We start from the raw sequence: 20,077 nt of genomic DNA on the forward strand, positions 1-20,077 counted from the left end.
GGTGTACCGGTTGAACCGCCAGGTTCACGGCCGGGTAGCCAAGTCGGGAAGGGATAAACGCTGAAGGCATCTAAGCGTGAAGCCCCCCTCAAGATGAGATATCCCATTCGAAAGAAGTAAGACCCCTTGAAGACGACGAGGTAGATAGGGCAGGGGTGGAAGTGCCGTAAGGCATGGAGCTGACTGTTACTAATCGGTCGAGGGCTTGACCTGAAATGCAAAACAAAAGTTTTGCAGAAAATGGTTGTGTTCGGAAAGAAAGTATGGTATGATGTATAGATGTTAAGTGTATGCGGTTTTGAAGGTATATCTAGCGTAGGGGATTGGTCAAATGGTATGATAGGGGTCTCCAAAACCTTTGGTGGGAGTTCGATTCTCTCATCCCCTGTATTAGAAAAGAGTGAAGATACAAAATCTTCACTCTTTTTTCGTATTATTTAAAAGAAAAGTCTAACAGAACAGGATTTACAGAATTTTAAGATATTTTTGTAAAGCAGGACTGTTTTTTATGGTGTAAATAAGGTACAATAGAGCCACAGAACATATTCAAAAATAATGAAAAATGAAACATGAGAAGGGAGTGGGTGTAACGTGAGCAGAGAAAAAAATGGAGCCGCGGCACGGTAAAAGCTGTCATTTATCTTCTGATCGTAGTAATCCTTGCTGGAATGGTTGTTTATCTGACGCAGTCGCTGCGGCGGGACCGGGAGCCGGAGATTACGGGGACGTTTATTGACAGTAAGCTGGAGGCGGCGGGGGAGCTGACGTCGGCGAAGATGATTTATAACGGGCTGATTCATTACTCGGACGGGTCGATTCCGTTTCTGACGCAGAAGGCGTTTAATATGACATACCGTGCAGAGGTACGTGCGGGCGTGAATCTCGCGAAGGCGAATACGGAGGTGACGGATTCAGAAGTAACAGTTACACTTCCGGCAGTGGAGATTTTTGATATTTCCATCGACAATGATTCCATCCAGTATTACGATGAGAAGGCAGCGCTTCTGAACTGGGAGCGGAAGGAAGATGCGATGGATGCAATCGCGAGTGCGAAGGAGGATGTAGAGCAGCAGACGAAAGAAATGGATGACCTGGAAACGATGGCACAGGAACAGGCGAAAACATTGATTACCGGAATGCTGTCCGAGACGGTCGGGGACAAGACATTGGTTGTAAAATTTGAAGAATAGTACATAGACGGGATGTCGGCACTTCTTTTTGGGGGATAAAAAAAGGAGGGCCGGTATTTCTTCTGGCAGAAACACCGGCATTATGAAAAAGAAAAATCTATATAAATTGGAAAGAATATTAGGTTGGGACAACGGTTGAAAGATAGAGGAAGATGATTTGTTGTCCCTTTGTTTTGATACGTTTAGTATAGTTGTCATATGTGAGGAAAGTGTGAATGGAGTTTGAAGAAACTTTGAAAAGATTTGTGAATGGCGCGGGTGAACATCGGAACATCCCAACGCCGGATATCGCCGAATTTGTATAGAATTAACTTGAAAGTGAACACTGCTTCATGGTACAATCGTTTGGCATGTGTGAAATATGAGTTACATTTGAGAGGACAAAAACTATGGACTATAAACTGCTGCTGGACACCGCAGTCATGGCGGGAGAAATCCTGCTGGAAAGCGGGGCGGAGACGTGGCGGGTGGAGGATACCATGCTGCGGATGCTGCGCATGTCCGGCCTGAAAACTGCGGATGTACTGGCGCTGACGACCGGCTTTGTGGTAACGCTCGACGACCCGGCGATGGATTCCATGACTGTTATGCGCAGCGTAGAGAGCCGTGCAACGGATCTGAACCGGATCCATGCGGTCAATCAGCTTTCCCGCGATTTCTGCGAAGGAAATATCGACCTGGATGCGCTGTTCCACCGGGTGCGGGATATCTATCGTGCTAAGTCGGAAATTAAAAAAAATCTGCTCGCGATGATGGCGACGACCGCAGGCTTTGCAATCATGTTCGGAGCCGGGTTCTACGAAGTGCTGGCATCTGCACTTGCAGGTTTTATATCAGGAATCGGTGTTTACGGAGGAAAAAAAGCCGGGATGCAGTCGTTTCTTGTGAACTGTATCGGGTCATTTTTGCTGGCGGTCACATCGATTCTCTGTGTTCATTACCTGCCGGGGACCATGGATCTGAACGTCATTATCATTGCATCGATCATGCCCCTCGTACCGGGTGTGGCGATCACGAATGCGGTGTATGATACCCTGCACGGCGACTACATTTCCGGTGCGGCACGGATGCTTGAGGCGTTTGTAACCGCTGCGGCCATCGCAATCGGCGTGGGACTTGGCATGCTGCTGCTCCGTCCACTGGTGCGGTAGAGAAAACCGATACAGAAAAAAGATGAGGTTAAAGCAAAAATATGAGAATAGCAGGTGAAATCATCCTGAAATCCCTTGGAGCCTGGGTTGCAATCTGGGGATTTTCAAGACTGTTGAACGCACCAAAAAAGCTGGAATGCTACACGGCCGGTGTCGGTATGATCGGCTGGGCGGTCTATCTGATCGTGGAAGTATTCAACGACGGCATTCTGATGAAGAACTTTCTTGCCGCCGTTGCCGTCGCCCTGGTTTCCCAGGCAATGGCGCGTCATTTCAAAGCGCCGGTGATCCTTTTCGTGATCCCGGGCATTCTTCCGATGGTGCCGGGAGCCGGTATGTACCGCATCGTCTACTCGATCGTTATGGGGCCGGAAAACATGGTTGGAACGTATCTTTTAGAGACAGCGACCGCGGCAGGCGCAATTGCCCTTGGAATTTTCCTCGGAGAAGCGCTGCAGAAGGTATTTTTTTACGAATTCCATAGGTGATTTACGAAAAAAGTGAGAAATTTGCCAAAACCAAATTTTTTGCTTTTTTTTGTCGGATTTTATGATATACTTAACAGTGTATGTGCCCTTGGACGAAAGAAGAAATCTATAGGGGCATTTTTAAGGAAAAAAGAAGAGAAGTAAGTAAAGTGCAGACACAGAACTATGAGGAGCAAAAAATATGAAGTTTGAAGATGATGATTTAAAGGACGGTAAACTTTGGGCTGCCCTGCAAAAAGAGATTGACCGTGACCTGGCGGAAAAGGAGAGCGGTGAAACATTCCAGGAAGAACTGGCAGACATCGAAGACTCCATTGAATTTGAAAGCAAAGAAACAAAAAGCGAAGATCACATCCCGGATGAGACTGCAAATTTAAGTAATCTGCGAAGTGTCCTTGAGGCAACTGAGCGTGCAAAAGACGAAGAAGCGAAGCAGAAAATGAAGCAGACCAAAGTGGAGCCTGTGACGCAGGACATCGAGATTCCGGAATTTACAGAAGAGGAAGAAGAAATCGAAGAGACGCCGGCGGAGACAAAAACAGAATCGGAACCGGAAGAAGTGATGGTGGATGATGATCTGATCATCAACGATCCATTCGCAGATGAGGATGATCTGCTGGGAGAAGAGAAGACAGAGACCAAGGGTTCGGAGAAAGAAGTGCTTGGTGATCAGGTGGAAGCCGCAATGGAGCGCCTCGTCAGCGACACGGTAGGCCATATCCCAATGCCGGAAATAGACGATGAGGATGATGACTACGACGATTATGAGGATGACGACGAAGAGTACATTCCGCATGGCGCAAAACCGCAGAAGAAAAAGGGAAAAGGCGGTGCGGTTATCGCCGTTGCAGCCGTTGCTGTTATTGCTGTGGGAGGCTTTTTCTATGGAAGCAAAATGTTCCATTACCAGAATTATTTTTTCAACGGAACAACCATCAACGGAGTAGACTGCTCAGATATGACGGCCAAAGAGGCAGAAACGAAAATCAAAGAGCAGGCTGCAAACTATACCTTAAATGTAAAATTCAAAGACAATGATACGAAGAGTGTCAGCGGAAAAGACATCGACTACACCTACGCCGGAGACGGCAGCGTGGAGAGCGTGTTAAAGAAACAGAACAGTTTCCTCTGGTTCCTGGGAAATGGCGGAAAAGAGAAAGATTCCCAGGTCACCATGCAGTACAGTCAGGAAAAACTGGATGCGGTGATTGATGGATTTGACGAATTCCAGTCCGCAGACGGTGAGAATGCACCGGCCAGCGCCTACATCACCTTCCAGAACAATGAGTTTGAGATTGTGGATGCTGTTATGGGTGAGGGAATGGATCTTACCCTTGCAAAACAGTGCATCGAAAACGCGCTGATCAATGCGGATACCGAAGTGGATCTTGAAAAAGCAGGCGTTTACGACGGAACCTTGGTAACAGCAGATGACGAAACACTGAATGCACAGAAGGATCAGTTAAATGAACTGGTACGCGCAAGCATCACATACAGTATGCCGGATGGAACAACACAGGTTCTTGACGGAAATACCATGAAAGACTGGCTGGCAGTCGATGCGGATGGAAATTATTCCAAAGATGAAAACCAGTGGAATGAAAGAGTAAAAGAATATGTGGCAAATCTTGCGGCAGCGATTGATACCGATGGCAAGGATCACACCTTCCCGGCAACCGGTATCGAAGGCGGCGTGACCATCAGCCAGGAAGGCTACGGATGGAAAGTGGATCAGGAGCAGGAGATTGCAAAGATCGCAGAAGAAGTAGATGCTCACGCAGCAGATGCAAGAGAGCCGCAGTATGCGCAGAGAGAGTTTGCTGCTTCCACAGAGAACAACGGATTCGGCAAGACGTATGTTGAGGTTGATGCCAGCCGTCAGCATATCTGGCTCTACAAAGATGGAAATCTGGTTGTCGACGGTGACTGTGTAACCGGTCTGATGGAGCAGAGCAGCTACACGAAGCCGGGTATCTACACAACCGCAGCAAAAGAAAGCCAGAAAAAACTGCACGGAGAGCTTCAGGCAGACGGCAGCTATTCCTGGGAAAGAGATGTGGATTCCTGGATTCCGTTCAATGGAGAGATTGGTTTCTACGATGCTTCCTGGAGAAGCAGTTTCGGCGGAAACCTGTATCTGACTGCAGGATCGACGACAGGATCTGTTGCACTTCCGACTGCAGTGGCACAGGCATTATATGACAATGTCGATGGCGGAACACCGGTTATCATTTATTATTCCGAAGCTTATGAGGTAAGTGAAGACACGCTTACTGTGACACAGGCACCGGAAGCAGATGACGAAAATGTCGATGATACGACGAATACCACGACAGTAACGCCGACGAGAACGCCATCCTACACGTACGATGATTACACGCCGTCAACTCCATCAACCCCATCAACTCCATCAACCCCATCAACTCCATCAACCCCATCAACTCCATCGACCCCGTCTACGCCGGAACCGACCGCAGCACCGACCGAGGTCCCGTCTACGCCGGAGCCGACCGTAGCACCGACCGAGACCCCGTCGACACCGGAACCGAGCGCACCGGATCAGGGAGACCATACGGGTGACGATGATTACCCAGGTAAGGGCGAGAGCTGAGAAAAGAAGAAATAGAACATAAAAAATACGCATTCCGTTATCAAAACAGGAATGCGTATTTTTTATGAGAAAGAAACTGTTAAAAATTAATTTTCCGGTACGAACAGTGTGACAAGATCCATCGGGGAAGTGATGGTGTAGTCCGGGTTTTCGGTCTGACCAAAACCGTATGCGGCATGGACAAACGGGATTCCGGCCTCGTGTGTCGCCTTGTAGTCGCCGTCGGTATCGCCGACATAGACCGCGTGCTGCAGATGGTTCTGTTCGATGATTGTACGGATGTTGTCTGCCTTTGCCTTTCCGGTATCGCCAGGACAGAGATGGCCTTTGAAATAGTGACCGAGGCCTGTGGCTTCCAGAAAAACTTCGATATAGCCCGCCTGGCAGTTGCTTACGATATAAAGCGGGTAATGTCTGGAAAGAATAGAAAGTGCATCGACAAGTCCCGGATAAACAGGAGCCGGTGTCGCAAGAAGTGCCTCATGCTCTTTGGCACAGCATGCCTCGATCAGTTCTAACTGGCGCTCCTTTGGATATTCGTGGAAAATGACGGCGGCGATATCCGGGAGCAGGCGGCCGAACAGGCCTTTTAACACGGCTCCGGTGAGGTTTGGTGTCATATCAGTTTCTTTTTTCAGAATCTGATTCCATGCGTCGGCAACAACGTCTGTGGAGTCCCACAGGGTGCCGTCCACATCAAAAATAATACTGTCGATCAAGAGTTTTTCCTCCATATCTTAAGGGTTTTGGTTATTCTTTTAAAGTATTTATTAATTTTAATCAAAAACACGTGAGAGCGCAATGTTTATTTTGCATTTTGGAGGAAAATGTGGCAAAATAAGAATGATATATTAACAGGAGATTACTATGCAGGACACAATCACAAAGCATTATTGAAATGGTATGGCGAAAATAAAAGAGTGCTGCCGTGGAGAGAAAAAAAGAACCCGTATGAAATCTGGGTTTCCGAGATTATGCTCCAGCAGACGAGGGTGGAGGCGGTCAAGCCGTTTTATGAGCGGTTTATGCGTGAACTGCCCAATGTCGCAGCACTTGCGGTCTGTCCCGAGGAAAAGCTTTTGAAGCTCTGGGAAGGCCTTGGTTACTATAACCGTGTGCGGAATATGCAGAAGGCCGCACAGAAAATTATGGAAGTGTATGACGGTGTATTTCCGGCAGATTACGAAGCCTTAAAAGGACTTCCGGGAATTGGAAATTACACAGCGGGAGCCGTTGCATCGATCGCGTTTTGCATTCCGGTGCCGGCGGTGGACGGAAATGTGCTTCGTGTGATGGCACGCCTCCGGGAGGACGGTGAGGACATTTTAAAGCAGTCCGTGAAAAACCGCGTGGAAGCGGAATTGACCGAAATCATGCCGGCAGAAGATCCGGGAGCCTTCAATCAGGCGATGATGGATCTCGGCGCAATGGTCTGTCTGCCGAACGGAGCACCAAAATGTGAAGTCTGTCCGCTTTTTGACCAGTGTCTGGCGGGACGGCATCAGACCTGGACGGAATATCCGTTTAAAAAGAGCGCAAAGCCGCGCAGAATCGAAGACAGAACCGTTCTGTTATTTCTGGACGGTGCGCACACAGCAGTGCGGAAACGGCCGAAAAAAGGACTTCTGGCGGGACTTTACGAGTTCCCGAACTTCGATGGCGTGCTCTCCGAACAGGAAGCACTTGAAGAGGCAGAAAAATTCGGCGTGACGCCGCTTCATATTCAGGCATTGCCGCCGTACAAGCACATTTTTTCCCATGTCGAGTGGCATATCACAGGATACGCCATTAAAATTGCAGGAAACGATGTGGAGCAGGAAGGGGAAGAAAAAGCCGGATTGATTTTTGCGGATGCGAAAACCGCGGCTGAAAGATATGCCATTCCGTCTGCGTTTGCGGAATACGCAAAATATACAGATCTGGAACGTGCCTGAAACGGCAGAAGAGCAAAAAAGAGCAGGGAGAAAAAAAGATGAAGATTTTATCAATTGCAGTACCATGCTATAATTCAGAAGCATATATGGAGAAATGTATCGATTCGCTGCTGGTCGGCGGAGAAGAAGTAGAAATTCTGATCGTGGACGATGGTTCCAAGGACGGAACCACAGAGATTGCAGACCGCTATCAGGAAAAATATCCGACGATTGTAAAAGCGATTCATCAGGAAAACAAGGGCCACGGCGGAGCAGTCAACACGGGTGTGGAAAATGCGACGGGTCTGTACTTTAAAGTTGTGGACAGTGATGACTGGGTAAACCCAGAGGCATACCAGAAGATTTTAAATGTTCTGGCAGAAGTCGTACGCGGACCGAAAACACTCGACCTTCTGATCAGTAACTATGTGTATGAAAAAGAGGGCGCCAAGAGAAAACGTGTGATGCGCTATGCGAAATCGCTGCCGGAAGGCCGCTTTTTCGGATGGGATGAGGCGAAAGCTCTCGGCAAAACACATTATCTGCTGATGCATTCGCTGATTTACCGGACTTCTCTTTTAAGAGAGTGCGGCATGAAGCTACCGGAGCACACCTTCTATGTGGATAATCTGGTTGCGTTTATTCCGCTTCCGTACGTCAAAACGATGTATTATCTCGATGTCAATTTCTACCGCTACTTTATTGGAAGAGCCGACCAGTCGGTTAACGAGAAAGTCATGATCGGCAGAATTGACCAGCAGATCCGTGTCAACAAGCTGATGATCGATTACCTTGGTGAACAGAAAGGGCTGTCGAAGTACCTGCGGAAATATATGATCAGCTATCTGACCATTATTATGACGGTTTCTTCCGTGATGATGATGCGCTCCGGAACGGAAGAAAATCTCGAGAAAAAGAACGATCTGTGGAGATACCTGAAGCAGGAGGATGCAGCCGATTACTTCCGCATCCGCCACGGCATTTTCGGAACTGTTATGAGCAGCAAATCAAAACCGGGACAGAAAATTGCAGTCTATGCTTACAAGGTAGCGCAGAAGCTGTATGGATTTAACTAGAAAGTAACGAAGCGGAGGAACGAACAATGCGAGTAGGAATGGGTTACGATGTGCATAAACTGGTGGAAAACCGGAAACTGATTCTGGGCGGTGTGGAAATCCCGTATGAATATGGCCTTCTGGGACATTCCGATGCAGATGTGCTGGTCCATGCCATTATGGATGCGCTTCTCGGCGCTGCAGCACTGCGGGACATCGGACGCCATTTTCCGGACAATGATCCGGCGTATGAGGGCGCAGACAGCATCGAACTGCTGAAAAAAGTGGGTGAGATGCTCGAGGAGCGGATGTATCTGATTGAAAATATCGATGCAACCGTTATTGCACAGAAGCCGAAGCTCCTGCCATACATCGACACGATGGTGAAAAATGTGGCGGAGGCGCTTCATCTCGAAGAGGATCAGGTCAATATCAAGGCAACGACCGAGGAAGGACTTGGCTTTACCGGAAAGAAAGAGGGAATTTCCGCACAGGCGATCTGCTGCATTTCCAAGGCACTCGACCTGATGCCGGACGACCGGATCGCAGGCGGATGCAGCGGCTGCCCAGGATGCGCAAAGAACGCAGAAGAATAAAAGAGAAATGCGATTGCACAAGGCCGGAAGATGTGGTAGACTGGAAGAAGAATAAGGGAGTAGTCGGCGGCATACGTGACGCTATAAGGCCAACAACCGAAGAAAAAGCATTTCTTCTGGCTTTGTATGAAATGACAAGACTTATCTGTATCAACAAATATGGTGCGGATAGGTCTTTTTCTATATAGAAAGAGACCGGTGTACCAGTGGGAACTTATCATAGGAACGCAAAAAAGCGTTTTCAGAAGAAAGGACGGATGGAAATGAAAGAGTATCTGGAAAAAAGTTCGAAGATTCTTGATGAGTTACAGACAACGGAGCAGGGACTTTCCGAGGCGGAAGCTGCGCGGCGGCTTTCCGAACACGGACCGAACCGGCTGGCGGCGGGAAAAAAGAAGAGCAATCTGCAGCGGTTTTTCGAAGAGCTGAAAGACCCGATGATCCTGATCCTGCTCGCCGCAGCGCTGATTTCCGGCATCACATCGGCGTATGAAGGCGAATCGTACGCTGATGTGGTCATTATTCTCACCGTTGTCATCATTAATGCGGTGCTCGGTGTTCTGCAGGAGAGCAAGGCAGAGAAAGCGATTGAAGCTCTGCAGGAGATCGCGGCAGCCACGTCGAAGGTGATGCGCGGCGGGAAAATGGAAGTGAAAAAGAGCGAGGAGCTCGTACCCGGTGATATTGTAATTCTCGAAGCGGGCGATGCTGTTCCGGCGGATGGCCGTATTTTAGAGAGCGCCAGCATGAAAATCGAGGAAGCAGCGCTGACCGGAGAATCTGTCCCGGTCAATAAAACAGCGGATGTTCTGAACGCCGGCGCAGCCAGCGAGGTTCCGCTCGGGGACCGGAAAAACATGGTCTATATGGGAAGCACCGTTGTCTATGGCCGCGGCCGCGCTGTTATCACCGGAACGGGTATGAAAACCGAGATGGGAAAAATCGCCCATGTTCTGACGCAGTCGGCGGATGAGAGCACACCGCTGCAGAAGCGGCTGAACCAGCTCAGCAAAATCTTAAGCGTGATGGTGCTCGCCATCTGTGCCGTGATTTTCGTTGTCGGCATTTTAAAAGAGGGCGTGACGCCGCAGAACATCTTAAATACCTTTATGGTAGCCGTCAGCCTTGCCGTAGCGGCAATTCCGGAAGGACTTGCAGCAGTTGTCACAATCGTGCTTTCCATCGGTGTGACCAAAATGTCAAAGCGGAATGCGGTGATCCGGAAACTGACGGCTGTCGAGACGCTCGGCTGTACGCAGGTGATCTGCTCGGATAAGACAGGAACGCTGACCCAGAATAAGATGACCGTGGTAAAACATGAGGGAAGTGATATAAAACGTCTCGTATCCGTCATGGCACTCTGCTCCGATGCGGAGCCGGACGAAAACGGCGAGGCAGTCGGAGAACCGACGGAATGTGCGTTGGTCAACGATGCGCAGAAAGAGGGATGCCCGAAGAAGAGCCTGTCCGTCCAGTATCCGCGTGTCGGGGAAGCGCCGTTTGATTCGATGCGGAAACGCATGACAACGATCCACCGCGCAAACGACGGAACGTATTTTTCCTGCACAAAAGGCGCACCGGATGAGATTCTGAAGCGGTGTACCTCCGTTTGGCGTGACGGCAGAAAACAGCCGATGACAGAAGCATTCCGGCAGGAAATCCTGTCGCAGAACAAGGCGATGGCAGACCAGGCACTCCGCGTGCTGGCGGCAGCAGGAAGAGCGTGGAACCAGATGCCGTCCTCCCAGGAGCCGGACTTTCTGGAGCAGGATCTCTGCTTTTTAGGACTTTGCGGTATGATTGATCCGGTGCGGCCGGAAGTAGTCGATGCGATCCGGGAATGCCGCGGGGCAGGCATCCGTCCGGTGATGATTACGGGTGACCACAAAGACACAGCGGTTGCTATTGCAAAAGAGCTGGGTATTCTGGAGGCGGGCTGGAAAGCGGTAACGGGAGCCGAGATTGACCAGTTAAGCGATGAGGAGCTTGACCGGAGAATCGAGGAATATGCTGTTTACGCACGCGTTCAGCCGGAGCATAAAGTGCGGATTGTCGATGCGTGGAAGCGGAAAGGCAGAATCACCGCGATGACAGGAGACGGAGTCAACGATGCGCCGTCGATCAAGCGTGCGGATATCGGCATCGGAATGGGCATCACGGGAACGGATGTGACGAAAAACGTGGCAGATATGGTGCTCGCGGACGACAACTTTGCGACGATCATCGTAGCGGTTGAGGAAGGAAGACGAATCTACGATAATATCCGTAAGGCAATTCAGTTCCTTCTGGCATCGAACCTTGCCGAGGTGCTGTCGATTTTCTGCGCGACGCTGATGGGCTTTACGATTTTAAATCCGGTGCATCTGCTCTGGATCAACCTGATTACGGACTGCTTCCCGGCGCTGGCGCTCGGTATGGAGGACGGTGAGGCAGACATCATGAAACGCCCGCCGAGAAATGCGGATGACGGTATTTTTGCGGACGGCCTCGGCTTTGATGTTGCGTTTCAGGGCATCGTGATTACGGTGCTGACGCTGGCGTCCTACTTCATCGGCCACTATCTGGAAGCCGGCCGCTGGGAAATCGTCAACAGCCCGGACGGCATGTCGATGGCGTTTCTGACACTCTCTATGGTGGAAATTTTCCATTCCTTCAATATGAGATCACGGAAAGGTTCTATTTTCCATATGAAGCATCAGAACAAGTATCTGTGGGGCGCGATGGCACTCTCATTTGTCCTCACATCCGCCGTCATTTACATCCCGGCACTGTCGAGTGCGTTCGGTTTTGAGCGGATCAGCGCGTTGGAATATGATGTGGCGATCGGCCTTGGACTGCTTGTCATTCCGGCGGTCGAAATCAGCAAGTGGATCCGGCGGAAATTTGCTTGACAAACGAGAAAAATTTGCATAAACTAGAACAAACGGAAACAGAAAAAGGCTTGGAACGGAAAAAGTAGAAAATCAGAATTGTTTCACAGAGAATGGCAGACAAATGGGGCTGGAAGCTGCCTGAAACGAGGGTTTTTGAAGTGCGTCCGGAAGCTGGCCGGGTGAAGCGGAAAAAGTGGGTAGTCCGGCACGGGTCCTGCACGTTATGCAGAAGAAAAGAAGAGGGCAGGTGTGCCCTTAAAGTAAAGTGGAACCACGGAGCTATTTCGTCTTTATCGGAGATGAAACAGCTCCGTTTTTGAATATTGCCCTTCGGGCAAAAAAGGTGGTAAGAAATAAAAATCTGAAAAAGTCCTGGCAGGAGGCAAGGAGAGGAAAGATGAGTTTTTTCGCGTATTTTAAAGAGGAATTTCAGGTGATTCAGGAGCGGGATCCGGCGATACATTCTCCCATGGAAGTCTTGCTGTATCCTTCATTTCGTGTTATGCTGAAGTACAGACGGGCGCACAAGCTATATCTGAAAGGCCATTACTTTCTGGCCAGGTGGATTTCACAGCGGGCAGCGAGAAAAACCGGTATCGAAATCCATCCGGGTGCGACGATCGGAAAGGGATTGTTTATTGATCATGGTTCTGGTGTGATTATCGGAGAAACAGCCATTATCGGAGACAACGTGACGCTGTATCAGGGCGTGACGCTTGGCGGTAATGGTAAGGAGACCGGGAAACGTCATCCGACGCTGAAGGACAATGTTATGGTCAGCGCCGGTGCGAAGATCATCGGATCGTTTACGATCGGGGAAAACTCCAAAATCGGAGCCGGATCGGTTGTGATCGAGGAGGTTCCGCCGAACTGTACCGTCGTCGGCGTGCCGGGGCACATTGTGAAGCAGAATGATGTGCGGATTCCGAGAAAAAGCATGGATCACATTCATCTGCCGGACCCGATTTTCGAGGATATCAAAGTACTGCAGCAGGAGAATACGGAGCTTACGAACCGTGTGCTCGAGCTGGAGGGCGAGCTGCGTCAGATGAGGAAAAAAGAAAGGACAGAACAGAAGTGACGGAAGTGGGCAAAGAGACAGAAAACGAGGAGCTTTTTCCAGAGGCGGTTTTCGGGGAGAAGGATTATCTTTCGGAGGTATTCGGACTGGAACAGCATGACATCCGCATGTATTCGCCGCTTACGCTGGCCTACATCGGGGATGCTGCGTATGAGATCGTCATCCGCACGATTCTGGTGCGGAAAGCAAATATGCAGGTCAACAAGCTGCACCGCCATGCGGCAGGGCTTGTAAAGGCGGAGAAACAGTCGGCGATGATTGAAATTCTGGAGCCGCTGTTTACCGAAGAGGAAAAACAGATTTATAAAAGAGGCAGAAATGCGAAATCCTATACCAAGGCAAAAAATGCGTCCACGATCGACTACCGCCGGGCAACCGGGTTTGAGGCCGTGATGGGGTATCTGTACCTGAAAGGGGATTACAAGCGGATGATCGACCTGATCCGGGCAGGACTTGGCGAAGTGTGAGAGCAGATAAGATTCAGAAAATAAAAAAGAAGCGGCAGGGCAGTGGGGCTTTTGAAAAAGCAAAAGTTCCCACTGCTTTTGGGACCGCGGAACAGGAATGATATGAGAGAAAACAACAGAAACGACAAGAGAAACTTTGAGAGAAGAGACGGAAAAAAACGTGACTTTAAGGGGAAACGAGATTACCGTGACAGAGACAGAAAACAGGAAGTACAGCAGGCGGATGAGGAGTTTACAGGCGGCATGGTAGAGGGAAGAAACGCTGTCATCGAGGCGTTCCGCTCCGGCAAGACCGTGGACAAGCTGTTCGTCCTTGCAAGCAGCCAGGACGGCCCGATCCGCACGATCATCCGTGAGGCGAAAAAACACGATACCATCATCAATTATGTAGAAAAAGAACGTCTTGACGAGCTGTCCACCACCGGAAAGCATCAGGGTGTCATTGCACAGGTGGCTTCCTACAGTTATGCAACCGTTGAGGACATCCTCGCGCGCGCAGAGGAGAAAGGAGAGCCGCCATTTATCCTTCTGCTGGACGGCATTGAGGATCCGCATAACCTCGGTGCGATCATCCGTACCGCAAACCTGGCAGGCGCACATGGTGTCATCGTGCCGAAGCACCGCGCAGTCGGCCTGACAGCAACCGTTGCCAAAACGTCGGCAGGTGCATTAAATTACACACCGGTGGCAAAGGTGACGAATCTGGTGCAGACCATGGAAATGCTGAAGGAAAAGGGCATCTGGTTTGTATGCGCGGACATGAACGGACAGAGAATGTATGATCTCGACCTCAAAGGACCGATCGGCCTTGTAATCGGAAATGAGGGAGAGGGTGTCAGCCGTCTGGTGAGAGAAAACTGCGACTTCACAGCCACAATTCCGATGAAAGGCGATATCGACTCTCTGAACGCTTCCGTGGCAGCCGGCGTGCTCGCTTATGAGATTGTAAGACAGAGAAGCTGCTAGAAATTGCGGAAAATCACATTACGCTCCGGCGGAAGAAAGATGAAGGATACAAGAGATATGATGGTGAAAGATTACGATACCTGTACGGATGAGGAGCTGATTGCGCGTCTGCGGGCAGGAGAACGCGAGATTACCGATTATCTGATCGACAAATACAAATCGCTGGTGCGGACCAGGGCGAGGGCGCTGTACCTGGTGGGCGGAGATCACGAGGATCTGATCCAGGAGGGCATGCTCGGACTTTTTAAGGCAGTGCGTGACTACAAACCGGGGAAGGAGGCATCGTTTGCCACCTTCGCCGGCCTGTGCATCGACCGTCAGATGTATTCGGCAGTGGCATCGTCCCAGCGCCAGAAGCATCAGCCGCTGAACAGCTTCGTCTCGTTAAGTGAACCGGTTTCCGAGCAGGAGCTGCGCCTGGTGGACGAGGAGACACCGGAGGAGATCATGATCAGCCGGGAAAACGTAATCGGCATGCATGAGCGGATCAAAGAACGGCTCAGCAAATTTGAGTACCAGGTGCTGGAATTGTATCTGAAAGGGTACGATTATACGCAGATTGCGGAAAAACTTGGAAAGCAGCCGAAGGCAATCGACAATGCACTGCAGAGAATCCGCAGTAAAGTGCGGGAGGTCTGTTCGTGAGATGGGAAAACGACCGAAAAAATTACGGCGAATTGTCAAAAGCGCAGGAAAATCTGTGAACAAATAAAAATTTTCAAATTTGTAGAAAAAACTGTTGACAATTCACTATAGTTTTGATAGAATACCAAATGTAGCAAGGAGCTAACAAAAAAAACAAAACAACTTGCGAATGCTGATGTGGCTCAGTCGGTAGAGCGTCGCCTTGGTAAGGCGGAGGTCACGGGTTCGATTCCCGTCATCAGCTTACTTAAGAAAGATCCCGGGAAACCGGGATTTTTTCATTATATAAAAACAACGGGAGACAGATCGGAAAAAACGAGGTGAAAAGAATGGAGTCAAAACGTAAGGTACTGCAGAAGCTGTTCCTTTCCACGCTGTATCTGAGCGCGTTTACGTTCGGAGGCGGGTATGTGATTGTGACGCTGATGAAGAAAAAGTTCGTGGATGAGTACCACTGGATTGAGGAAAATGAGATGCTGGACCTGGTAGCGATTGCACAGTCGTCGCCGGGGCCGATTGCGGTAAACGGAGCGATTGTCGTCGGGTATAAGCTGGCGGGGATGATTGGTGTGCTGGTTTCGATTATTGGAACGATTATTCCGCCGTTTCTGATTATCTCTGTGATTTCGGTCTGCTATCAGGCGTTCCGGGATAATTTTTTCGTGAGCCAGATGCTCGAAGGAATGCAGGCAGGCGTCGGAGCCGTGATTGCATCCGTGACGTATGAGATGGGAGCCGGGGTTGTGAAAGAAAAAGATCCGCTGTCGCTGGTGATTCTTGTCTGTGCGTTTGCAGCAGCCTGTTTTTTCAAGGTCAACGTGATTTATATTGTACTGGTCTGCGGTGCCATCGGTGCGGTGCGGACGATTCTGGCGAAACGGAGGGGTGCGAAATGATTTATTTTCAGCTATTTTTAAGCTTTTTCCAGATCGGCCTGCTCAGCTTCGGCGGAGGCTATGCGGCCATGCCGCTGATTCAGGGACAGGTGGTGCAGGGACACGGCTGGCTTTCGATGTCGGAGTTTACGGATCTTATCACCATCTCTCAGATGACACCGGGGCCGATCGCAGTCAATTCGGCAACCTTCGTCGGAATTAAAATCGCAGGCATCCCAGGAGCGCTCGTGGCAACGTTTGGATGTATTCTGCCGTCGTGTATTCTCGTCACACTGCTTGCGAAGCTATATTTAAAATACCGCGAAATGGCAATGCTCCAGGGAATCCTCCACTCCCTCCGCCCGGCGGTTGTGGCGATGATCGGTTCCGCAGGGATTTCAATTCTGGTCACGGCGTTTTGGAGTAGTGAAGGAGATACCGTGATCCGGCTGGCGCAGACGAACTGGAGTCTTGTCGTGATCTTTATCATCAGCCTCATTCTGCTGCAGAAAGGCAAAAAGAACCCAATCTTTGTGATGGTACTGGCCGGGGTGATGAAGGTGGCAGTGGCGCTGGTGGAAAAATTTGCGGCATGCTGTGGGACGATTTTTTAAATTCAAAGGTGAATGCTTTTCAGGACGTATTAAACTCAAGAATATATATCGATAAAACAGGATTGCTGGAATACACCAACAGTGTGATTGACACAACATCGAAGTTTATCTGCAACAGCCGCCCCAGAAGATTTGGAAAATCGATCACAGCGGATATGATGACTGCGTACTACAGCAGAAGTCTGGATACAGAAGAAATGTTTGAAAAGCTTAATATTGGTCAGGCGGCAAATCAGAAAATACAGGATGAATATCAAACAGCAGATTCTTAATAGGGAAGGTAAACATAGTGTTATACATTATTTTTGATTTTATAATGGCAGTAATTATGTTTATGTCACTTCCTTTTATTGTTGGAATAATGGTAGATATCCGCCATCAGGGAATTGGGTGCTTTGCGGCATGGGTAATATGGGGAGTTATGCTTATCTTATCGTTGAGGCTGTTTGATGCTCTGAAATTAAGATGTCAAAAAAAGCCAGAAAAAAGATAAAAAGGATCTTTCTTTCTAAACATGAATCGTGTATAATAAGCATTACTGTTCGGGGCCTGCCTGGAGAAATCCAGAAAGGCTCCGATTTATGTCATTTATTTTATACAGCAAGAAAAGGGGGAAACCATGCAGAAACACAGAAAATTTATTGGGAACAAACGGTTTTACCTGATGGTACTTGGCGTTGCGATGCCGATTATGATTCAGAACGGTATCACCAACTTTGTCAGTCTTCTCGACAACATCATGGTAGGACAGGTCGGTACCGAGCAGATGTCCGGCGTTGCAATTGTCAACCAGCTTCTTTTTATCTATAACCTTTGCATTTTCGGAGGGGTATCCGGTGCAGGAATTTTCACTGCGCAGTATTTCGGACAGGGCAACGACGAGGGTGTGCGAAACACCTTCCGCTTCAAGCTCTGGATCGGCGTGATCCTGACGGCAGCGGCAATCACTATTTTCCTTGGTGCGCACGAGCCTCTGATTCGTCTCTACCTGACAGGAGATCAGGGAAGCCAGGACATGAATGCGACATTAGCCTATGGCATTTCTTATATGAAGGTCATGCTGGTAGGACTTCCGCCGTTCCTGTTTGTGCAGCTTTATGCCAGCACGCTGCGCGAATGCGGCGAGACGATGCTTCCGATGAAGGCCGGTATCACAGCCGTATTTGTCAATCTGATTTTTAATTATATTTTAATCTACGGAAAATTCGGCGCACCGCAGCTCGGAGTTGTCGGCGCGGCAGTTGCAACGGTGCTGTCCCGTTACGTGGAGATGGCGATCGTGCTGATCCGCACGCACGGAAACAAAGAAAAATATCGTTTTACGAAGCATCTGTACCGCACGATCCGTGTTCCGGCGGCTTTGACGAAACAGATCCTTATCAAAGGAACACCGCTGATGCTGAACGAAACGTTCTGGGCAGGCGGCGTTGCGATCCTGATGCAGTGTTACTCCGTGCGTGGACTGAATGTCGTAGCCGCGATGAATATCTCCAACACGATCTCGAACCTGTTCAACGTCGTTTTCATCGCACTCGGCGATTCCGTTGCCATCATCGTCGGACAGCTCCTCGGAGCCGGAAGGATGGAAGAGGCAAAGGATACCGATACGAAGCTGATCACGTTTTCCGTATTACTCTGCATTGTGATCGGCGCGCTGATGGCGCTCGTGGCTCCAATCTTCCCACGCCTCTACAACACGACGGACGAAGTACGCCACATGGCGGCAATCTTCATCGTGGAAGTGGCCATGTTCATGCCGGTCAATGCATTCCTGCATGCAAGCTACTTTACCCTGCGCTCCGGTGGAAAAACGATCATCACGTTCCTGTTCGACAGCGTCTTCATCTGGGTTGTCAGTGTGCCGGTGGCTTTCTGCCTGAGCCGTTTTACCGGACTTTCGATCTACGCAATCTACTTTATGGTTATGTCGGTTGACCTGATCAAGTGCGTGATTGGATTTGTCCTTGTCAAGAAAGGAGTCTGGCTGCAGAATATTGTGGCGGAGTAAAGAAAAAAATCTGTCTGTTTTCCAGTCTGAAAAGGATGGGAGGCGGGCAGATTTTTTGCTTTATAAAAAACTTTGTTGAATTTTACTGTAAAGCAAAAAAAGCCCTCCGGGCAGGATCGGACTGCGGCTGAGAGAAAGAAAAAGAGTATTTTTGATAAAATTTCGCAAATGAAGCAGCTGTTTTTGGTGGAAAAGTGGAAATTTTTTCATTAATCAAAACACCGGTTGAAATTTAGAGAACGCTTGTTATAATAGGGGTGCAGCGAACAGACATCCCGTGTGACGCGTGAATCTCTCTTCCTATTATTAATGAGACGCAGTCACACATGAAATGGAGGAAAAAAGCGATGGATTACGCAAAAGAATCATTAAAGATGCACTATGAATTACGCGGAAAGCTTGAGGTCACTTCCCGGGCGGCCGTAGATACAAAAGATGCCTTGAGTCTTGCCTATACACCGGGTGTGGCGGCGCCGTGCCTGGAAATTCAGAAAGATGTCAACAAGAGCTACGAGCTGACCAGAAGATGGAACACGGTAGCTGTTGTTACAGATGGAACCGCAGTTCTCGGACTTGGAGATATCGGCCCGGAGGCCGGCATGCCGGTCATGGAAGGAAAATGCGTGCTGTTTAAAGAATTCGGTGGTGTCGATGCAATCCCGCTCTGCGTGCGCAGCAAGGATGTGGATGATATTGTCAATACCGTGCGTCTTCTCGCAGGAAGCTTCGGCGGTGTCAACCTGGAGGACATCTCCGCACCGAGATGTTTTGAGATCGAGAAGAAATTAAAGGAATGCTGTGATATTCCGATTTTCCACGATGATCAGCATGGAACAGCCGTGATCACACTGGCCGGTGTCATCAATGCGCTGAAACTGGTTGGAAAGAAACTGGATGAAGTCAAAATTGTTACCTCAGGAGCCGGTGCAGCCGGAATCGCCATTATCCGCCTGCTGATTTCGATGGGTCTCAAAAACGTCATCATGACAGACCGCAAAGGTGCGATTTACGAGGGACGCGACGGCCTCAACCCGATCAAAGAGGAGATGGCGAAGATCACAAACTACAACCATGAGAAGGGCACGCTTGCAGAGGTAATCAAAGGAGCCGATATTTTTATTGGCGTTTCTGCGCCGGGTACGCTCACTCCCGATATGGTACGTACGATGGCAAAAGAGCCGATCATCTTTGCCTGCGCAAATCCGACGCCGGAGATTTTCCCGGACGAGGCGAAAGCAGCAGGAGCAGCCGTTGTCAGCACAGGAAGAAGCGATTACCCGAACCAGGTCAACAACGTACTCTGCTTCCCGGGCATCTTCCGCGGAGCGCTCGATGTGAGAGCATCTGATATCAACGATGAAATGAAGGTCGCAGCAGCTTACGCAATCGCAGGCCTGGTAAGCGATGAAGAGCTGAACGCAGACTACATCCTCCCGGCAGCCTTTGATCCGCGTGTCAAAGATGCGGTGGCAGCAGCCGTTGCAGAGGCAGCAAGAAAGAGCGGCGTAGCGAGAATCTAAACAGAGTTTGATACAAAAGAAAAC

The 20,077-nt window shown here is 49.5% G+C and carries 19 protein-coding genes, 2 tRNA genes, 1 rRNA gene and 1 other annotated feature; of the genes, 21 read left to right on the forward strand and 1 reads right to left on the reverse strand.

Annotated elements, in window-relative coordinates:
• The 6 genes from DXA93_RS13080 to DXA93_RS13105 all read left to right on the forward strand — a co-directional run.
• Window positions 1-213, forward strand: a 23S ribosomal RNA gene (locus tag DXA93_RS13080); the annotation flags it as partial.
• Window positions 214-317: 104 nt separating this feature from the next.
• Window positions 318-388, forward strand: a tRNA-Trp gene (locus DXA93_RS13085).
• 280 nt (window positions 389-668) lie between these two features.
• Window positions 669-1,190 carry a DUF4230 domain-containing protein gene (locus DXA93_RS13090; RefSeq protein WP_070103753.1) on the forward strand — a complete coding sequence of 174 codons (522 nt, stop codon included), beginning with the start codon at window positions 669-671 and terminating at the stop codon, window positions 1,188-1,190.
• Window positions 1,191-1,579: 389 nt separating this feature from the next.
• Entirely contained in the window at window positions 1,580-2,341 is a 762-nt protein-coding gene (locus DXA93_RS13095; protein ID WP_055221312.1) for a threonine/serine exporter family protein, read from the forward strand.
• A 41-nt stretch (window positions 2,342-2,382) separates the two neighbouring features.
• Window positions 2,383-2,829: a threonine/serine exporter family protein gene (locus tag DXA93_RS13100; RefSeq protein ID WP_022463061.1), complete on the forward strand. Its 447-nt coding sequence runs from the start codon at window positions 2,383-2,385 to the stop codon at window positions 2,827-2,829.
• 181 nt (window positions 2,830-3,010) lie between these two features.
• Window positions 3,011-5,440 (forward strand): L,D-transpeptidase family protein, encoded by a 2,430-nt coding sequence (locus DXA93_RS13105; RefSeq protein ID WP_118659411.1) that lies wholly within the window; start codon window positions 3,011-3,013, stop codon window positions 5,438-5,440.
• Window positions 5,441-5,526: 86 nt separating this feature from the next.
• Here the strand turns inward: DXA93_RS13105 and DXA93_RS13110 are convergent, their stop codons facing one another.
• Window positions 5,527-6,159, reverse strand: coding sequence for an HAD family hydrolase (locus DXA93_RS13110; RefSeq protein ID WP_243037561.1), 633 nt, complete (start codon window positions 6,157-6,159; stop codon window positions 5,527-5,529).
• Window positions 6,160-6,267: 108 nt separating this feature from the next.
• Here DXA93_RS13110 and mutY point away from each other — a divergent pair, with 108 nt between their 5' ends.
• From mutY to DXA93_RS13190, 15 genes are all read left to right on the forward strand, one after another.
• Window positions 6,268-7,374, forward strand: coding sequence for an A/G-specific adenine glycosylase (gene mutY, locus DXA93_RS13115; protein ID WP_119208546.1), 1,107 nt, complete (start codon window positions 6,268-6,270; stop codon window positions 7,372-7,374).
• A 38-nt stretch (window positions 7,375-7,412) separates the two neighbouring features.
• On the forward strand, window positions 7,413-8,429 hold the full coding sequence (locus tag DXA93_RS13120; protein WP_055227139.1) for a glycosyltransferase family 2 protein: 1,017 nt from the start codon (window positions 7,413-7,415) through the stop codon (window positions 8,427-8,429).
• Between the two features lie 26 nt (window positions 8,430-8,455).
• Window positions 8,456-9,004: a 2-C-methyl-D-erythritol 2,4-cyclodiphosphate synthase gene (gene ispF / locus DXA93_RS13125; protein WP_022463066.1), complete on the forward strand. Its 549-nt coding sequence runs from the start codon at window positions 8,456-8,458 to the stop codon at window positions 9,002-9,004.
• A 263-nt stretch (window positions 9,005-9,267) separates the two neighbouring features.
• The gene (locus DXA93_RS13135; RefSeq protein ID WP_118659440.1) at window positions 9,268-11,895 is read left to right on the forward strand and encodes a cation-translocating P-type ATPase; all 2,628 of its coding nucleotides are present in this window, start codon (window positions 9,268-9,270) and stop codon (window positions 11,893-11,895) included.
• A 42-nt stretch (window positions 11,896-11,937) separates the two neighbouring features.
• Window positions 11,938-12,172: a binding site (T-box leader), on the forward strand.
• A 102-nt stretch (window positions 12,173-12,274) separates the two neighbouring features.
• Window positions 12,275-12,958 (forward strand): serine O-acetyltransferase EpsC, encoded by a 684-nt coding sequence (epsC, locus tag DXA93_RS13140; RefSeq protein WP_055227154.1) that lies wholly within the window; start codon window positions 12,275-12,277, stop codon window positions 12,956-12,958.
• Window positions 12,959-13,065: 107 nt separating this feature from the next.
• The gene (locus tag DXA93_RS13145) at window positions 13,066-13,425 is read left to right on the forward strand and encodes a Mini-ribonuclease 3 (RefSeq protein WP_055221333.1); all 360 of its coding nucleotides are present in this window, start codon (window positions 13,066-13,068) and stop codon (window positions 13,423-13,425) included.
• Between the two features lie 243 nt (window positions 13,426-13,668).
• On the forward strand, window positions 13,669-14,391 hold the full coding sequence (gene rlmB / locus DXA93_RS13150) for a 23S rRNA (guanosine(2251)-2'-O)-methyltransferase RlmB (RefSeq protein WP_055221331.1): 723 nt from the start codon (window positions 13,669-13,671) through the stop codon (window positions 14,389-14,391).
• Window positions 14,392-14,430: 39 nt separating this feature from the next.
• Window positions 14,431-15,036, forward strand: a complete 606-nt coding sequence (gene sigH, locus DXA93_RS13155; RefSeq protein WP_226906387.1) for an RNA polymerase sporulation sigma factor SigH — start codon at window positions 14,431-14,433, stop codon at window positions 15,034-15,036.
• A gap of 171 nt (window positions 15,037-15,207) precedes the next feature.
• Window positions 15,208-15,280, forward strand: a tRNA-Thr gene (locus DXA93_RS13160).
• A gap of 85 nt (window positions 15,281-15,365) precedes the next feature.
• Window positions 15,366-15,932 carry a chromate transporter gene (locus tag DXA93_RS13165; RefSeq protein WP_117804329.1) on the forward strand — a complete coding sequence of 189 codons (567 nt, stop codon included), beginning with the start codon at window positions 15,366-15,368 and terminating at the stop codon, window positions 15,930-15,932.
• Window positions 15,929-16,525: a chromate transporter gene (locus tag DXA93_RS13170; protein ID WP_022463074.1), complete on the forward strand. Its 597-nt coding sequence runs from the start codon at window positions 15,929-15,931 to the stop codon at window positions 16,523-16,525. Before DXA93_RS13165 ends, DXA93_RS13170 begins: the two co-directional genes overlap by 4 nt.
• A complete protein-coding gene (locus tag DXA93_RS13175; RefSeq protein ID WP_022463075.1) occupies window positions 16,504-16,797 on the forward strand; it encodes an AAA family ATPase in 294 nt (97 codons plus the stop codon). Before DXA93_RS13170 ends, DXA93_RS13175 begins: the two co-directional genes overlap by 22 nt.
• A 17-nt stretch (window positions 16,798-16,814) precedes the next feature.
• Entirely contained in the window at window positions 16,815-17,018 is a 204-nt protein-coding gene (locus tag DXA93_RS13180) for a hypothetical protein (protein ID WP_055221304.1), read from the forward strand.
• Window positions 17,019-17,144: 126 nt separating this feature from the next.
• Window positions 17,145-18,533: an MATE family efflux transporter gene (locus DXA93_RS13185; RefSeq protein ID WP_022463076.1), complete on the forward strand. Its 1,389-nt coding sequence runs from the start codon at window positions 17,145-17,147 to the stop codon at window positions 18,531-18,533.
• Between the two features lie 347 nt (window positions 18,534-18,880).
• Window positions 18,881-20,053 carry an NAD(P)-dependent malic enzyme gene (locus DXA93_RS13190; protein WP_022463077.1) on the forward strand — a complete coding sequence of 391 codons (1,173 nt, stop codon included), beginning with the start codon at window positions 18,881-18,883 and terminating at the stop codon, window positions 20,051-20,053.
• The last annotated feature ends 24 nt before the right edge of the window (window positions 20,054-20,077 follow it).

Source organism: Blautia sp. OF09-25XD (assembly GCF_003482095.1).
Classification (GTDB): domain Bacteria; phylum Bacillota; class Clostridia; order Lachnospirales; family Lachnospiraceae; genus Fusicatenibacter; species Fusicatenibacter saccharivorans.

What these genes read in the sequence shown, in the direction of transcription:
- epsC (WP_055227154.1), top strand. Translation starts at nt 12,275, where the DNA reads ATGAGTTTTTTCGCGTATTTTAAAGAGGAATTTCAGGTGATTCAGGAG.
- mutY (WP_119208546.1), top strand. Translation starts at nt 6,268, where the DNA reads ATGTGGCAAAATAAGAATGATATATTAACAGGAGATTACTATGCAGGA.
- DXA93_RS13190 (WP_022463077.1), top strand. Translation starts at nt 18,881, where the DNA reads ATGGATTACGCAAAAGAATCATTAAAGATGCACTATGAATTACGCGGA.
- rlmB (WP_055221331.1), top strand. Translation starts at nt 13,669, where the DNA reads ATGGTAGAGGGAAGAAACGCTGTCATCGAGGCGTTCCGCTCCGGCAAG.
- DXA93_RS13165 (WP_117804329.1), top strand. Translation starts at nt 15,366, where the DNA reads ATGGAGTCAAAACGTAAGGTACTGCAGAAGCTGTTCCTTTCCACGCTG.
- ispF (WP_022463066.1), top strand. Translation starts at nt 8,456, where the DNA reads ATGCGAGTAGGAATGGGTTACGATGTGCATAAACTGGTGGAAAACCGG.
- DXA93_RS13175 (WP_022463075.1), top strand. Translation starts at nt 16,504, where the DNA reads ATGCTGTGGGACGATTTTTTAAATTCAAAGGTGAATGCTTTTCAGGAC.
- DXA93_RS13185 (WP_022463076.1), top strand. Translation starts at nt 17,145, where the DNA reads ATGCAGAAACACAGAAAATTTATTGGGAACAAACGGTTTTACCTGATG.
- DXA93_RS13145 (WP_055221333.1), top strand. Translation starts at nt 13,066, where the DNA reads ATGTATTCGCCGCTTACGCTGGCCTACATCGGGGATGCTGCGTATGAG.
- DXA93_RS13100 (WP_022463061.1), top strand. Translation starts at nt 2,383, where the DNA reads ATGAGAATAGCAGGTGAAATCATCCTGAAATCCCTTGGAGCCTGGGTT.
- DXA93_RS13105 (WP_118659411.1), top strand. Translation starts at nt 3,011, where the DNA reads ATGAAGTTTGAAGATGATGATTTAAAGGACGGTAAACTTTGGGCTGCC.
- sigH (WP_226906387.1), top strand. Translation starts at nt 14,431, where the DNA reads ATGAAGGATACAAGAGATATGATGGTGAAAGATTACGATACCTGTACG.
- DXA93_RS13095 (WP_055221312.1), top strand. Translation starts at nt 1,580, where the DNA reads ATGGACTATAAACTGCTGCTGGACACCGCAGTCATGGCGGGAGAAATC.
- DXA93_RS13170 (WP_022463074.1), top strand. Translation starts at nt 15,929, where the DNA reads ATGATTTATTTTCAGCTATTTTTAAGCTTTTTCCAGATCGGCCTGCTC.
- DXA93_RS13090 (WP_070103753.1), top strand. Translation starts at nt 669, where the DNA reads ATGGTTGTTTATCTGACGCAGTCGCTGCGGCGGGACCGGGAGCCGGAG.
- DXA93_RS13135 (WP_118659440.1), top strand. Translation starts at nt 9,268, where the DNA reads ATGAAAGAGTATCTGGAAAAAAGTTCGAAGATTCTTGATGAGTTACAG.
- DXA93_RS13120 (WP_055227139.1), top strand. Translation starts at nt 7,413, where the DNA reads ATGAAGATTTTATCAATTGCAGTACCATGCTATAATTCAGAAGCATAT.